Below are 15890 nucleotides of genomic sequence, written 5' to 3'. Positions count from 1 at the left end.
TTATTCAAAGCCTTAAAAGACAAGGGTATAGATTAACAGTAAAAGAAAATAGCCAGCGAATCGCTGGCTATTTTTGTTTTAGATTTTTGTAGTCTGAGCTTAAACAAACAGCGCCTTATGAGCTTGTTCAATACCTTCAATCAACATCTGCATACCGATTACCGCTAGTATCAAACCCATCATTCGAGTAATCACATTCAGTGCACTTGGCCCAACGGCTTTCACGAAGCGTTCGCCGAATACAAATAATACATAGGTTAAAGTACACAGTAGACCAAAGGCGACGATGGTGATGATGGTCTCGTAAATCCCCTCGGTACTGGCAAAGTTCATCGCAGTGGCAATGGTGCCCGGGCCGGCCAGTATTGGCATAGCTAAAGGTGAAACTGCGATACTTAGCGCCGCGTCTCGTTGGGCATCTGAGTTGACCTTCTCTTTCGCTTTGGCGTGTGTTGAGTCGCCTTGTAGCATGTGAAAGCCAATCAAAAAGACCAGAATACCGCCCGTGATACGCAGTGCGTAAAGCGTGATACCAAAGAGGTCAAAGATCAGTTTGCCAGAGAGTGCAAACGTACTGACGATGACGAATGCGATAAACACTGAACGGAAGGCGATGGACTTGACCGTTTCCCTGTCATTGTCACCGGTTAATCCAAGAAAGATTGGCGTATTAGCGATTGGGTTCATGATGGCAAAAAAGCCCATGAACACGGTAATGGTATGAATGATGAGCTCTTTCATATTATTCCTTTGAAAAGATGCAGTTAAATACTAATGGCTAGTGTATTTAATCTTAGATACAAATAATTATTAGAAATAGATAGTAGAGCAAGTATGAATAAAAAACAGCCAGCACAAGGCTGACTGTTTGATTTTAGTGATAGGGGTAGAGTTTTGGTCGCGCGTTATTGCGAGTTTCTCAATTATTAAGCTCGACACAACGGCCTCTATATAACAGGCCGACGGTGGAGCTCGTTTTGGCGCTATGCGTTTTGAGATTCACTCACTGCGACAGCCAATGCAACTGTAGCACCGACCATTGGATTATTGCCCATGCCGATGAAGCCCATCATCGCCACGTGAGCAGGAACAGAAGAGCTACCTGCGAACTGGGCGTCAGCGTGCATTCTGCCCATGGTATCTGTCATGCCGTAAGACGCTGGGCCTGCTGCTACGTTATCTGGGTGTAATGTTCGACCTGTACCGCCGCCTGAAGCTACTGAGAAGTATGGCAAACCTTGGCGAGTACGTTCTGCTTTGTAGATACCCGCTACAGGGTGTTGGAAGCGAGTAGGGTTGGTTGAGTTACCCGTAATACTGACATCCACTTCTTCTCTGTGCATGATAGCCACACCTTCACGTACATCATCAGCGCCGTAACACAAGATGTCGCCGCGAGGGCCTTGTGAGAAACGGCGACGTTCAGTTTCAACAAGTTCACCTGTTTGGTAATCGTATTGAGTGCGCACGTAAGTGAAGCCGTTGATGCGCGAGATAAGATAAGCCGCATCTTTACCTAGGCCATTTAAGATCACTTTCAATGGGTTTTTGCGTGATTTGTTGACGTTTAGCGCAATTTTAATCGCACCTTCTGCTGCAGCAAAAGATTCGTGACCCGCTAGGAAGGCGAAGCAGTGGCTCTCTTCATTGAGAAGACGAGCGGCTAGCGCGCCATGTCCAATACCAACTTGGCGTTGTTCAGCAACACTGCCAGGTTTGGTGAATGCTTGAAGACCTTCACCAATAATATTAGCGGCTTGTTCTGCGCTGGTGGCTTTACGAAATAACGCCAGTGCTGAGCCAAGGATATAAGCATCTGCAGCGCTTTCAAAAGCGATAGGTTGGGTATCCATCACTAGCGCTTTTGGATCAACGTTGTGGGCTTTACAGTATTGGTCAGCTTGCTCCAAAGAGTCGAAGTTCATTTCTGCCAATACGCGAGTTACTGATTCATTAAATTGAGTGTTCATCATATCTTTCCTCTAAATTGGCAATTAGTGTTGGCGTGGGTTAATAGTGGTCACGGCTTCATCGAAGCGGCCATAGGTCCCTGTCGCAAGGTCGGCCGCTTCATTCGCTGGCACGCCTTGGTTAATCGCCTTCATCATTTTGCCGAGGTTGAGATATTCGTAGCCAATCACTTCGCTGTGATCATCAAGTGCAAGCTTGGTCACGTAACCTTCTGCAAGCTCTAGGTAACGTACGCCTTTTGCAGCGGTTGAGTAACTGGTACCCACTTGGCTGCGCTGTGTTTGACCTAAGTCTTCTAATGCAGCGCCAATTTCTAGACCACCTTCAGAGAAAGCTGATTGAGTTCGACCGTAAACAAACTGCAGGAAGATTTCACGCATGGCTACGTTAATAGCGTCACATACTAAGTCTGTATTAAGTGCTTCTAGGATAGTTTTTCCGGTGAGGATTTCAGCGGCCATCGCGGCTGATTGAGTCATGCCTGAACAACCAATCGTTTCGATTAGTGCTTCTTCGATGATGCCGTTTTTTACGTTAAGAGTCAGTTTTGCAGCACCTTGTTGTGGTGCACAAGTGCCAACACCGTGGCTTAAGCCAGAAATAGCGATGACATCTTTTGGGCTAACCATTGCGCCTTCAACTGGAATTGGAGCTGAATTGTGAAGGTCACCCCTTTGAATAGGGCACATTGATTGAATTTCTGAAGAGTAGTGCATAATGTTTTCTCACTTGTAGAGCCATTTAAGACCTAGGGCGTTGAGAAAACAGGACGTGTTGGAAGAGGTGCGGCTAATTCACTACAGATCTTGAGTATCGATAATCCAAAGGTGTCATGGGTCTTGGTCTCAATAGACTAAGTCCATTTCAAAATGGAGGAATAGCGATACATCCAACAGTATTACCTGTTTTCGATTCTGTAGGAGTCATTAGCACTGTTCGAAAAGAACGGGCGGTTGAAGCAAAAGCTTAGGTGGAACCCCATCACCTGATGGCTATAGATTAGATCTTTATCACACTTTTGTGCAAGCGAATGTTTAGAGCGATTTCGACTATAAACAAGCTTCATTATATTTCGAAAAGTATAAAAAAACGCCAATAACGAACTCTGATTAGAGGCGTCATTGACGTTTTTTAGAAAGGTATCAGCTAGTTAAGCTGCATCTTCTTCTGCGTCTTCAACAGCTTCAAGCTTCTTAGCTTTTTTCGGAGCTGGCTTACGCTTAGCACCTAATGCGTAAAGAACTTCTTCTTTGTTCTTCGCTAGGTACATTGCAAGTTCTTCTTGCTTGCCTTCATCTTCAACTAAATCGCTTTTGCCTAACAGTTCAAAAAGCTCATCAGCCATATCCAGCATTTTGTCGTATGCGTCAGCTTCGGCTTTAGAGGTAAAAGTCATTTTCTCTTCTCCGTTGCGTTCCACCACGTACTTGACGATAACAGCCATGGTTAATCCTCTAAGTTTGATAAATTTTACTGGCTTTTTATACAGTTTCTGATGTTAAAAGTCCAGTTGGAGCCCCAACTATGCGGCCTCAATCTTGATGTGTAGCCCAGTCTTCACAATAACTCATGAAAGATTTCAGCAGCGGGCTCTGGTATTTGTCTTTATGTACCAGCATCCAGAAACGTCGTTTCATGTCGAGTGGCACATCGAGCGCTTTCACCCGGCCTGAATCAATCGCTCGTTGCGCCGCCAATCGTGATAAACACGCGAATCCAAGATTGGCAGAAACCGAATTGATGATCGCCTCTGTCGTGTTGAGTTCAAAAGATTCATACCAGTGTTCGATACGTGGTGCGACGGCACGAAGGAAAAACTCGCGAGTCCCTGAGCCTGATTCACGTAGAATCCAATGGCTGCCTTCTAAATCGCTTAAAGTTACTTTTTCTTTTGAAACGAGAGGATGTTGATTACTAACAATAATACACATTTCATCGCTGCTAAACTGACTCGAAATGAGTTCAGGGTGTAATGTTTTTCCTTCAATTAGCGCGATATCAAGTTCATAATCCACCAACTTTTGACAGATCAGTGCACTGTTTGAAATGAACAAGCTTTGATCCTGGTGCTGAGTTCGTTTACGAAAACCTGACAAAATAAACGGTGCGACCTGATTACCAATCGTGTCACTCGCGCCGACCTTTAAATTGCCACTTAAAGGCTGGTCGTCACGGAACAAAACATCAATACCCGCAGCTCGGTGAAGTATTTCATCAGCCAAAGGAAGTAACTTATGTCCCTCTTGGTTGAGAATTAATCGGTTGTTGACCCGGTCAAATAGAGAGTGGCCGAGTTGTTTCTCCATTTCGCCTAGTGCCATGCTGACCGCAGCTTTAGACAAAAACAGCGCTTCTGATGCTGCGGTAAGCGTCGAATGCTGGGTAATGGTGACAAACACTTTGAGTTGTTTAATTGAAATATTAGCCATCAGATTCCTAGTTTTGCTCTGCTGGTGAAAACGGGTTCTGTTCAGTATTGATGAACACTTGTTATATATAATTGGATATTGTTTAACGAAGCGCAAGCGTATTATGGCTTCAACAAGCTGATGAGTTCACAAGTTTAGTGAATTAAGTTTAAGAGAGGCTGACATGATTCAACGTATTAAATATAGATTAACAGGAGCTCCAACACCCATGGCAGGGTTAGCACTAGCAATCGCAAGCTTAGGCTGGTGCTGGGATGGCGTTTTAGTCGCACAAGGTATTTTGCACACCCCAGGCTTAGTCCAGTGGATCAGTGCAGCTATTGCAGCGGTATTGCTTCTTGTTTTAGCTGTGAAATTTTTGATTCACGGTCATTTACTTCGTGAAGATCTTGCTCACCCTGTTGTCGGCAGTGTGGTACCAACATTTGCAATGGGGTGCATGGTGGTGTCAGCGTCTTTGGCGCCAATCTCTCAATTCTTACAAGAAGCTATGTGGTTAGCTTCTGTGGCTTTGCACGTTGTGTTTCTAATGAGCTTTTTGTACCACAGAGCTAAAAACTTTGAGATTCACCACATGGTGCCAAGCTGGTTTGTGCCACCGATCGGTATTATCGTCGCTGACGTCTCTTTCTCTGGTAATCCAGTTTTAGAGCCAGTAGCTAACGCGACTTTGGTATTCGGCTTATTGGTTTACGCAGTAATGCTCCCAATCATGGTTTACCGTTTGATCTTCTCTCACGAAGTGCCAGATGCTGCAAAACCAACGATTGCGATTATGGCAGCACCTGCAAGCCTATCTTTGGCGGGTTACTTAACCGTTACTGCTAGCCCTTCACCTGTGATCATTGGTTTACTATTTGGTATTGCAGTGTTGATGACGTTCATTATCTATATGGCGTTTTTCAAACTACTTCGTCTTCCATTTAGCCCTGGTTATGCAGCGTTTACCTTCCCAATCGTGATTGGTGCAACAGCCTTGTTTAAACTGGCTGCGTGGATGCAAGCACAAGGTATTGAAGCGCATTACATCAATCAAGTGTTTGGCCTAGCGTATCTTGAATTGATTGTGGCTACGTTGGTTGTGGGTTATGTCGCTGTTCGTTACTACATGAACTACAAACCTCATCGTGTTTTAGGCGCGGTAGCGGGTAGATTGTAAGAGGCAATAGTTCAAAAGATAAACGAAGCTTAAGCTTTCGGTATTTCATAAGCTTATATTCCTCATCCAAACTCAGCACTTATGCTAATCTGGCACTATATTGTGGCAAGATTAGCGTGAGTGCACTTTGTTTACTGTTTATCATTCCAATAAAGTTGATACTTTAAAAATCCTTCTCGTTCACTTAATCAAAAGTGACCCTTTAGCCAATCCTTTCGAAAAAGAGCAGATCTTGGTTCAGAGCCCTGGTATGTCTCAATGGCTTAAGATGGAACTCGCCAAAGAGTTTGGTGTAGCAGCAAATATCGATTTTCCTCTCCCAGCAACCTTCATTTGGGATATGTTTACCCAAGTGCTTCCTGATGTACCGAAACGCAGTGCTTTTAATAAAGAAGCGATGACGTGGAAGCTGATGAGTTTGTTACCCGCGAAACTTGACCACCCTGATTTCTTACCCCTACAGCGCTATCTTGAAAACGACGAAGATGACTCTAAGTTGTATCAATTAGCTGAGAAAATTGCTGATATCTTCGATGGCTATTTGGTATACCGACCTGAGTGGATGGCGATGTGGGAAGCGGGAGAACCCGTTGCAGAATTAATTGATAGTGAAGGGCAGCAAGAGCACGCTTGGCAGCCAATTTTGTGGAAGGCACTCTACGAGCAAACGCTCTCTCAAGGCCAATCGAAATATCACCGTGGTAATTTGTATCATGACTTCATTGAAGCGTTAGCTAATCAACAAGGTCAACTACAACACCTGCCGAAACGTTTGTTTGTGTTTGGTATTTCGTCACTGCCTCCTCGCTACATGGATGCTTTGAAAGCACTTGGCGAACAGATTGATGTCCACCTGATGTTTACCAACCCTTGCCAACATTACTGGGGCGATATTCGTGACCGTAAATACTTGGCGAGAGTGGAAGCGCAGCGTCGTAAGCAGTTTGCTTTGGTTGATGGTTTACCTCAGCTAGAAGGCGAAGTCTCACCATTAAAAGATGGCATTGAAGCCAATATTGAAGACGAACTGCATACCAGCCAAGCGGTCGGTAATAGCTTACTTGCGTCTATGGGTAAACTGGGCAGAGATAACCTGTTCTTGCTGTCTCAATCAGACAGCGAAGAGCATGAGTTCTTTATTGATGTCGAGAGAGACAGCCTGCTGCATCAACTGCAAGCTGATATTCTTGAGTTAGAAGAGCACCAAGACGATCACATCTTAGACTCCAGCAACCATAAACAAGTGGTTGAGCTGGGCGATCGCTCGTTGACTGTACATGCTTGTCACAGCCCAATGCGTGAGGTTGAAGTTCTTCATGATCAGCTGTTAGCAATGTTTGACGCTGACCCGACACTAAAGCCACGCGATATCATCGTGATGGTGGCAGATATCAATGCCTACAGCCCTGCGATTCAGGCGGTATTTGGTAATGCCCCGGGTGAGCGCTATATCCCATATTCAATCTCAGATAGAACCGCAGATCAAGAGAGCCCAATTTTGACGGCGTTCATGCAGCTAGTCGCGCTACCAAACACGCGCTGTTTAGCTTCTGAACTTCTAGAGTTATTAGAAATCCCAGCGATGATGGCACGCTTCGGTATTGATGAATTTCAATTTGAACAAGCTAAGCAGTGGGTTGAAGAAGCGGGTATCCGTTGGGGTGTCGATTCTTCTACCGCAACTGAATTTGACTTACCTGCTACTGAACAAAATACCTGGCTATTTGGTATCCAGCGAATGCTACTGGGCTATGCGATGTCGGATTCTGCAGGTTTGTTTGAAACTGAACACTCTCCAATTGCCGCTTATAACGAAGTTCAGGGCATTAACGCCGAACTTGCAGGTAAGTTAGCGCATTTTATTGACCGCATTGCTCATTACCGTCAACGCCTTGCTGAGACGCAATCTATCGACATGTGGCGTGAAACCTTGCTGCAAATGATTGATGATTTCTTTGCGGTTGAGTTAGAAGGTGAGGTGGTGCTTAAGTCGATTCGCGATGCACTTTCTCAACTGAATGAACAGCTTGATGATGCCTTGTACGAACAAGAGCTATCGCCAAGCATTATCTATCAGTACTTGAATAATAAACTGTCGGGCGCGCGTATTAGTCAGCGTTTCTTAGCGGGACAAGTTAACTTCTGTACGCTGATGCCGATGCGTTCTATTCCGTTCAAAACCGTTTGTCTATTAGGCATGAATGATGGTGTTTACCCGCGCTCAATGCCACCAGAAGGTTTTGATTTGATGAGCGCCCAAACTCGCTCGCCGAATGGCGTAGGCAAAAAGAGTCTAGCTCGTCCCGGAGACCGTTCTCGTCGTGATGATGACCGCTACCTATTCTTAGAGGCGATGTTGTCAGCGCAAGAATGTTTGTACATAAGCTATGTCGGCCGTTCGATTCAAGATAATACTGAGCGAGTGCCGTCGGTATTGGTTTCAGAGTTGATAGAGTACTGCCAGCAGAACTACTGCCTAAGTGAAGACCAAGCGCTACCAAGTGATGATTCTGGTATCAAGCTGACTCAAGCGATCAGTTTTGAACACACCATGACGCCATTTAGCCCGGCAGCCTTTACACAAGGTGATGCAAGTCATGTATTGAGCTACGCCAAAGAATGGCTTCCTGCAGCTAACCGTTCCGGTGAGCGCAGTGGTGAATTCAATCGTGCCTTGGATGACTATTTGCTTGGTGCAACCTATCCGTTAGAACTCGATTTGGTTGAGCTGCAACGTTTCTGGCGCTTGCCAGTACAGTACTTCTTTAACCGTCGTCTAAAAGTGGTGTTTGAACCACCGCTTCCGGTAATGGAAGACGATGAACCATTCGTACTTAATGGACTAGAGAGCTTCCAGCTCAAAGATGCGTTGCTACAAGTGTTGCTTGATCACCCTGAAGGGGCGGATGAAGCGGTTCGACTGTTTGTCTCTGAGCAAAAAGCACAAGGTCGATTACCGGTTGGCGCTTTTGGTGATATCGAATTTGAAACCAACCGTGTTCAAGCGGAAGACTTAGCCAAAGAGATTCGATTTGTGAGCGGATCACCACAACAAGATCTCGAAGTGAATATCGAATTTGATGTGTTAGGCGAAGGCAAACCTGTTCGCTTGATGGGTTGGCTGACTCAAAACTATCAATCGGGTCTAGTTCGTTTCCGTAGCGGTAAAATACGCTCGCAAGATTATTTGGCCGCGTGGATTGATCATCTATGTTGCGCGGTGATGGGACACGGAAAAACGACTCATATTATTGGCTACGACAGAAAAGAAGGTGTGGTTCATCAAACGCTACAACCTATCGGCGATGCGCAGCAAGCGAAGAGTTTGCTGGCTGAGTTAGTGCGATTGTTTTATCAAGGCATGACAGCACCATTACCTTACTTCCCGAAAACCGCCTTGGCTGGCGTTGAAGCGGGCTTTAGCCGTGGTAAATGGGTCGATGATGAAGAGAAGTCGCTCAAGAAAATGGCCGATACTTTTAATGATAGCTTCGCTTTCACGGGCGAGGGTCGAGATAGCTACATCTCGCGTATTTGGCCTAAGTGGGACGAGGAGCTGGCGGCTGAGTCGCGTATGTATTCAACGCTTGTGTTACAGGCGGCAAGGTTGGCTGCTGCCGATCTGGAAGATCAGGAGTAAGTGGCTGTGATCGACAAGATCAGTAGCGTGTGCGCTGAATTAATGAAAAACGAAAGAGAGTCGCTGGTAAGCATTTGGGGTGCTTACTTTCCAGGTAAAGGGAATCAAGGTGAACAGAAGCAAGGTACAGGAAATAAAGTGGCCGCCAGTAAATCATTATTAGTGTAGGGCGTTCGCTGTACGGCCACAGGTCAGAGGGACCATTATTCTGTGGTTCAAAGTAACGCCGTAAAGTAAAAAACTCGTACGCGCTCCTGAACTCGTGGGCGCATAGTAGCGAGGCGATCTGAATTGATCCGTGAGAGAGATCGCACTAACTATTAACAAATCAGCGTAGGACGTAAATTGAATGACGTTTTCCACGCTAGGTCACATTTGTAACAACATATTTATCAGAAGGCAGTAAGGCATGACGACCACAAGCAGTGTTCAGGTAATTGCTCCACAGACACTCAATACCATGACGTTTCCACTTCATGGCGCGCGTTTAATTGAAGCATCGGCGGGTACGGGTAAAACATTTACCATCGCCGGCCTGTACTTACGCCTACTGCTCGGGCACGGCACGGCAGCACCACAAGGTGAGCTTACAGAAGCTACCCGACACCATGAGCCACTGACCGTAGATCAAATCCTGGTAGTGACCTTTACCGAAGCGGCAACCGCAGAGCTGCGGGATCGTATTCGTGCCCGAATCCATGATGCACGCATAGCGTTTGCTCGCGGGCAAAGTGATGACCCAGTGATTGCTCCTTTGTTGCAAGAGATCGAAGACCACGCTGGCGCTGCGAAAACACTGCTTAATGCGGAAAGGCAAATGGATGAAGCGGCTGTCTACACCATTCACGGCTTCTGTCAGCGAATGTTGACTCAAAATGCCTTTGAGTCTGGAAGCCGTTTTGATAATGAATTTGTGACCGATGAAAGTCATCTGAAAGCGCAAGTGGTTGCTGACTATTGGCGTAAGCAGTTTTACCCGCTGCCTATTCAACTGGCTGGTGAGGTTCGTAATATTTGGGGCTCACCGGCTGCGTTATTAGCAGACGTCAATCGTTATCTGACGGGTTCTCCATTGAAGCTAACCGTAGAAGCGATGTCGGGTGACTTACAAACTCTGCACAAGCAGAACCTAGACAAAGTGAAGCAACTCAAAGCGCTGTGGTGTGAGTCTGAAGCGGACTTTTTGGCTTTGATCTCAAGTTCAGATGTGAACAAGCGCAGTTACACCAAGAAGTCTCTGCCAACATGGTTAGAAGCGGTCACAGCATGGGCGCAGAGCGACACTCATGATTATCAATATCCAGACAAGTTAGAGAAGTTCTCTCAAGCCACGTTAATTGAAAAAACACCGAAAGGCACCGCGCCTCAGCATGCCGTTTTCGAAGCGATTGAAGATTTCTTAAATCACCCAGCTGACTTGAAAGCTCCGTTATTGGCGCATGCGATCACCCACTGTCGAACTATGCTCGCCAAGGCTAAGCAGCAGAAGCAGTGGTTGTCGTTTGATGACTTGTTGACTCAGTTATCCGCGTCGATTGATGTGGATGAGCAATCGCTGCTGGTGGAAAGAATCCGTACCTTATACCCGGTGGCGATGATCGATGAATTCCAAGATACCGATCCGCTGCAATACAGTATTTTTAGCCGAATCTACCTCGATAATCCGCAGTGTGGTCTGTTTATGATCGGTGACCCGAAGCAGGCTATCTACGGTTTCCGTGGCGCGGATATCTTTACCTACATTAAGGCAAGAAACCAAGTTAGTGCTCACTATACGTTAGGGACTAACTGGCGTTCGAGTGCTGATATGGTCAGCGCAGTAAACCAAGTGTTTATGAATTCGGACAGTCCGTTTATCTACGATCAAGACATTCCATTTTTGCCCGTTGCTGCCAGTCCATCTGCTGACAAACGCCAATGGGTGATGAATGGCCAGACTCAACACGCACTGACCTTTTGGCTGCAAGAGGCTGAAGATAAGCCATTGCCGAAAGGTGAATATCACAAGGCAATGGCAGAAGCGACAGCGAGTCAAATTCAAACCATTCTGACCGCTTCTCAAAACCAGCAAGCCTATTTTGATAACGGCAAAAAACAACATGCCGTGAATGCGGGGGATATTGCTGTCTTGGTTAGAACCGGTAGTGAGGGTCGTCTGATTAAGAACGCGCTGTCTGAGCAAGGTATCGCGAGTGTGTATTTGTCGAACCGAGATAGTGTGTTTACCAGCTTAGTCGCACAAGATATCCAACGCTTACTACAAGCTGTGCTGACACCTGAAAACGACCGTGCATTGCGCGCGAGTTTGGCCTCTGAGTTGTTTGCTCTGGATGCCGCATCATTGGATGAACTCAACAACGATGAAGTGGTGTGGGAGAACGTCGTTAACGAATTTCGAGAATATCGTAAGTTGTGGCTGCAGCGTGGCGTGCTACCAATGCTGCGTAGCGTTATTAGTAAACGCCATCTCGCGGAACGCTTACTAGAAGAAGAAAATGGTGAGCGCTCACTTACTGATTTGATGCACATAGGCGAATTGCTACAACAAGCAAGGCAAGAGCTTGATAGCGACTATGGCTTGTTGCGTTGGCTAGCAGAAGCGATTTCCGATGCTCAAAATGGTTTAGGCGGGAGTGAGGATGACATTCAGCGTCTTGAATCAGAAAGAAACTTGGTTCAAATCGTTACCATCCACAAATCAAAAGGCTTGGAATATGACCTCGTATTTTTGCCGTTTGTCGCGAGTTACCGTGAAGCGAGTGAAGGCAAGTTCTACGATCACGAATCAGATACCACAGTGCTTGATATTACCGGTAGCGACAGTGCTTTGGCGCAAGCCGATAAAGAGCGACTCGCGGAAGACCTGCGTTTGATTTACGTGGCGCTTACTCGTGCCGTTTATGGCTGTTTTATTGGTATGGCTCCTTTACGTAAAGGGCGTTCAACCAAAGAGCCGACCGGCGTTCACTTAAGTGCCATGGGCTACTTGGTTCAAAACGGACAAGAGCAAGGCATCGCTGAGTTACATCAAGCTCTGTCAGCGATTGAGGGTAAGAATTCAAGCGTATTGCTGTCTGAAACACCAACCGCTCACGAACAAGTTTTTGTGCAAACAGAGCAAGTGAGTGACGACTTACAGGCCAATGAACTTAAAGCTTCAATTGACCGAGCTTGGCGTATCACCAGTTATTCAGGGCTTGTAAAACAAGGCAGTCACGGCGCGAGCCATGACGCTACCATTGAGGTGTCTGGTTTCGATATTGACTCGGCTGATGAACAAGATGAGTCGGAACTGATTGAACCTGAACGTTCTATATTCACGTTCCCTCGCGGCGCTCGCCCAGGTACCTTCTTGCACACCTTGTTTGAGGATGTTGAATTTACTGAGCCAGCAACCAGTGAACATAACACGCAAGTAATCACTCACTTATTAGAGTCGGAGCAATACGAACTAGAGTGGTTACCTGTGCTTCAACAACTGGTTGATACGGTGCTGAACACCGCGTTGGATGGCAAAAATCTAAAGCTAAGTGAGAAAGACTCGACTCAACGATTAGTCGAAATGGAGTTCTTGTTGCCGATCGAAGTGTTGGCCGCATCTGAATTGAATCAAACCATTCAATATCACGATCCGTTATCGGCCAAAGCGGGTGACTTAGGCTTCCAAACCGTGCAAGGCATGTTGAAAGGCTTCATCGATTTGGTGTTCGAGCATCAAGGTAAATACTATGTGCTCGACTGGAAATCGAACCATTTAGGTGATGACGTTGCCGTCTACCATGGTGAGGCATTGAAATCGGCGATGGCCGACCACCGTTACGATCTGCAATATCAAATCTACGCGTTGGCTCTGCACCGTTTCTTACGCAGCCGCGTTGCAGATTACAGTTATGAACAACATTTTGGTGGGGTTTATTACTTGTTTTTAAGAGGAATGGACGGCCAATCTCAACAAGGTATTTTCTCGGCTAAACCTACATTGGCTTTGCTCGATGAAATGGATCAATTGATTGACGGTAAAGTGATAGACAGACGTTCAGCACAATTGAATGACAATGAAACTGGACAGATGGGGCTTCTATAATGACAACAACGACCACTAATACCAGCATAGAAGCTGCGAACACAGTTAAGCCAGTTTCACTTATCCCTGAGCAGCTCATGGATGTATTAAAGTTCCTAGCGGACAAAGGTTCGATTCGTCAGTTGGATTATCAGTTTGCCCGTTTTATTGCTCAGCAAGCCACGAGTTACTCTCAAGAAATCGGCTTTCTCGCGGGGGTAGTGAGTCATGAATTAGGCAAAGGGCACATTTGTTCTCAGCTTATACAGCAGCATACGATAGGCCCTGCACAAACGGCAGATCTAGCCCAGTTACTTGGGTTGTATGGTGAAACGGCGCTGCAATTGAATCAAAAGCTGTTAGGTATTGATTGGTTGGCGGTACTTCAATCGTCCAATTTAGTTGGAGCAACCAATGACTGTGTTAAGCCGCTGATGTTTGATGGACAGCGTGTCTACTTACAGCGTTACTGGAACTACGAGGTTGTACTGGCTGACACCTTAAACCGTTTAAGTAAGCCTGTAGAGTTCAATATTGAACAGAAAAAGGCGCTGACGGAAACACTCAATCAGCTCTTTGCACGCAGCTATCACTTCCTGTTTAACGCCTTAGCCAAGGCTGAAGCAAGCCAACAAACGTCTCAGGTGTTACGCCAACAATTGGTGTGTGATCATCTTGATATTGTGAATGAGCAGGCTCTAGATTGGGGAGCAATCGACCAAGCGATTATCCAAGCCAAGCAGGTAACAGACTTAGATGTCCTAGATAGCTTGGTACCGTTATCGGCATGTTTGAATTGGCAAAAAGTGGCGGCAGCGGTGGCGCTGAGTCGTCGCTTTGCGGTGATTTCCGGTGGGCCGGGTACTGGTAAAACGACCACAGTAACCAAGTTATTGTCGGCGATGGTCGAGCAATCATTAAGCCAAGGAAAAACACCTACGATTAAGCTAGTGGCACCAACGGGTAAAGCGGCGGCGCGTTTAACTGAGTCGATTGGTAAAGCGATTGAACAGTTGCCATTAGCGCCTGAAGTGAAAGCCAACATACCAACTGAATCGAGTACCTTACACAGATTACTCGGCGCGATTCCTAACCGTGCTGAATTTAGACATAACCGACGCAATCCACTCCACCTTGATATCTTGGTGGTGGATGAGGCCTCTATGGTTGATTTATCGATGATGTATAAGCTGGTGGATGCACTTCCTGAACACGCAAGGCTTATCTTGTTGGGTGATAAAGACCAACTCGCTTCTGTTGAGGCGGGCGCGGTGTTAGGTGATATCTGCTCATTTAATTCAACAGGCTATAGCACAGTGCAAGGCAACTTGATTGCGGAGATGACAGGCTTTGATGCGATAGCCAATACACAACAAGCAAAAGCGGGAGCCGTTAATCCTCCGGAGATTGCAGATAGCTTGTGTATGCTGCAGAAGAGTTATCGTTTCGATGCACGTTCAGGTATCGGGCAGTTAGCAAAAGCAATCAATAACGGCTCTGCGAATCAAGTAGACCAAGTGTTTGCCAAAGGGTTTGGCGATATTGAAAATCATCCTCTATCGAGTGACAGCTACAACTTGATGCTACGTACTTTGGTTCATGAGTATGGTGCGTACCTCAATAGAATGAACGTGCCGTTGGAAGAATTAGAAACTCAAGAATCGAGAGCCAAATTGGTACTCGATTTGTTTAGCCAATGCCGACTGTTGTGCTCTATTCGTGAAGGTGATTTTGGTGTTAAAGGTCTCAACCATCGTATTGAAAGAGCGCTTGCCGCAAGACGTTTAGTGAATCCACACAACGATGAATTGTGGTATCACGGGCGACCTGTGATGGTAACGCGTAACGATCATGGCTTGGGTTTATACAATGGTGATATTGGTATCTGCATGCTTGAATCGGATTCAAGCCAACCTGATTCATCACCTCGCTTGAAGGTCTATTTTGAGTTGCCTGATGGTAGCGTAAAAGCGGTGTTACCAAGCCGAGTGCCGGATCATGAAACCGCTTATGCGATGACGATACATAAATCTCAAGGTAGTGAATTTGATCTGACCTTAATGATCTTGCCGCCGGATTTCAGCCCTATTTTAACGCGAGAGCTTATCTACACAGGTATTACGCGAGCGAAGAAGCAACTGATGATGTTCAGTGATACTAATGTATTAAAGCGTGGGATTAAGGTGAAAACAGAGCGAGTGAGTGGTTTAGGAAGCCGCTTAACTAGCTAAAGGTGATTGAGGTACATGTACAAAGCAACCATCCCTGGTTGCTTTGAGCGTGCTAGGAATCAGTGCCTAAAAACGCTCGAGTAAACGATATGTGGTTTATCTTGTATTTTGCTTGGCAATTCAAAATAAACTCTTTTAGATTCTCGCTCACAGGGAACACGCAGTGTACGTCTAGCCCTTCTAAGAATTGGTTATCAGCCATATCCCAAAAACTTTGCAGCGAGTTACAAACAATGGTTCTCATATCAATGTTGCTCTTTTTGCTGTTTATATTAACGAGCAGAGCTAATGTTAGCGTGCTGACCGTCAACGGGTATAGCAATCCGTGCAGTGACCACCTCAATGCATGTGATATGACAACCGAGATGGTAATTCCAATAAAAACATTTGTTATTTT

The 15890-nt window shown here is 46.0% G+C and carries 11 protein-coding genes and 1 riboswitch; of the genes, 5 read left to right on the top strand and 6 right to left on the bottom strand.

All coding sequences use genetic code 11. The features are described 5' to 3' along the window. Positions 1–99 precede the first annotated feature (99 nt). The 5 genes from CWO27_RS12780 to CWO27_RS12760 form a co-directional block, all read right to left on the bottom strand. Positions 100–741 carry a MarC family protein gene (locus CWO27_RS12780; protein WP_065676366.1) on the bottom strand — a complete coding sequence of 214 codons (642 nt, stop codon included), beginning with the start codon at positions 739–741 and terminating at the stop codon, positions 100–102. 242 nt (positions 742–983) lie between these two features. Then, positions 984–1973, bottom strand: coding sequence for a GGGtGRT protein (locus CWO27_RS12775; RefSeq protein WP_050645517.1), 990 nt, complete (start codon positions 1971–1973; stop codon positions 984–986). A 21-nt stretch (positions 1974–1994) separates the two neighbouring features. Continuing rightward, a complete protein-coding gene (locus CWO27_RS12770) occupies positions 1995–2687 on the bottom strand; it encodes an iron-sulfur cluster assembly scaffold protein (protein WP_102432259.1) in 693 nt (230 codons plus the stop codon). 194 nt (positions 2688–2881) lie between these two features. Then, positions 2882–2966: riboswitch (Fluoride riboswitch) on the bottom strand. 155 nt (positions 2967–3121) lie between these two features. Further along, positions 3122–3415 (bottom strand): YebG family protein, encoded by a 294-nt coding sequence (locus CWO27_RS12765; RefSeq protein ID WP_008223840.1) that lies wholly within the window; start codon positions 3413–3415, stop codon positions 3122–3124. An 88-nt stretch (positions 3416–3503) separates the two neighbouring features. Then, the gene (locus CWO27_RS12760) at positions 3504–4400 is read right to left on the bottom strand and encodes a LysR family transcriptional regulator (RefSeq protein WP_102530434.1); all 897 of its coding nucleotides are present in this window, start codon (positions 4398–4400) and stop codon (positions 3504–3506) included. Positions 4401–4608: 208 nt separating this feature from the next. Between CWO27_RS12760 and CWO27_RS12755 the strand changes: the two genes are divergently transcribed. The 5 genes from CWO27_RS12755 to recD all read left to right on the top strand — a co-directional run bounded on the left by CWO27_RS12755 (position 4609) and on the right by recD (position 15493). Further along, positions 4609–5559 (top strand): TDT family transporter, encoded by a 951-nt coding sequence (locus tag CWO27_RS12755; protein WP_170960774.1) that lies wholly within the window; start codon positions 4609–4611, stop codon positions 5557–5559. A 127-nt stretch (positions 5560–5686) separates the two neighbouring features. Beyond that, positions 5687–9199, top strand: a complete 3513-nt coding sequence (recC, locus tag CWO27_RS12750; protein WP_107899051.1) for an exodeoxyribonuclease V subunit gamma — start codon at positions 5687–5689, stop codon at positions 9197–9199. A 6-nt stretch (positions 9200–9205) separates the two neighbouring features. Next, positions 9206–9367, top strand: a complete 162-nt coding sequence (locus CWO27_RS23600; RefSeq protein WP_170222438.1) for a hypothetical protein — start codon at positions 9206–9208, stop codon at positions 9365–9367. Positions 9368–9608: 241 nt separating this feature from the next. Further along, a complete protein-coding gene (recB, locus tag CWO27_RS12745) occupies positions 9609–13283 on the top strand; it encodes an exodeoxyribonuclease V subunit beta (protein ID WP_107899050.1) in 3675 nt (1224 codons plus the stop codon). Beyond that, entirely contained in the window at positions 13283–15493 is a 2211-nt protein-coding gene (gene recD, locus CWO27_RS12740) for an exodeoxyribonuclease V subunit alpha (RefSeq protein WP_102432262.1), read from the top strand. The genes recB and recD overlap by 1 nt, the downstream gene beginning before the upstream one ends. A 52-nt stretch (positions 15494–15545) precedes the next feature. Here the strand turns inward: recD and CWO27_RS12735 are convergent, their stop codons facing one another. Next, the gene (locus CWO27_RS12735) at positions 15546–15737 is read right to left on the bottom strand and encodes a hypothetical protein (RefSeq protein WP_008223046.1); all 192 of its coding nucleotides are present in this window, start codon (positions 15735–15737) and stop codon (positions 15546–15548) included. Positions 15738–15890: the final 153 nt, after the last annotated feature.

Source organism: Vibrio sp. 10N.286.51.C3, assembly GCF_003050065.1.
Classification (GTDB): Bacteria; Pseudomonadota; Gammaproteobacteria; order Enterobacterales; family Vibrionaceae; genus Vibrio; species Vibrio crassostreae.
The sequence above is the reverse complement of the archived record's forward strand: the minus strand, read 5'-3'. Positions and strand labels throughout refer to the sequence as shown.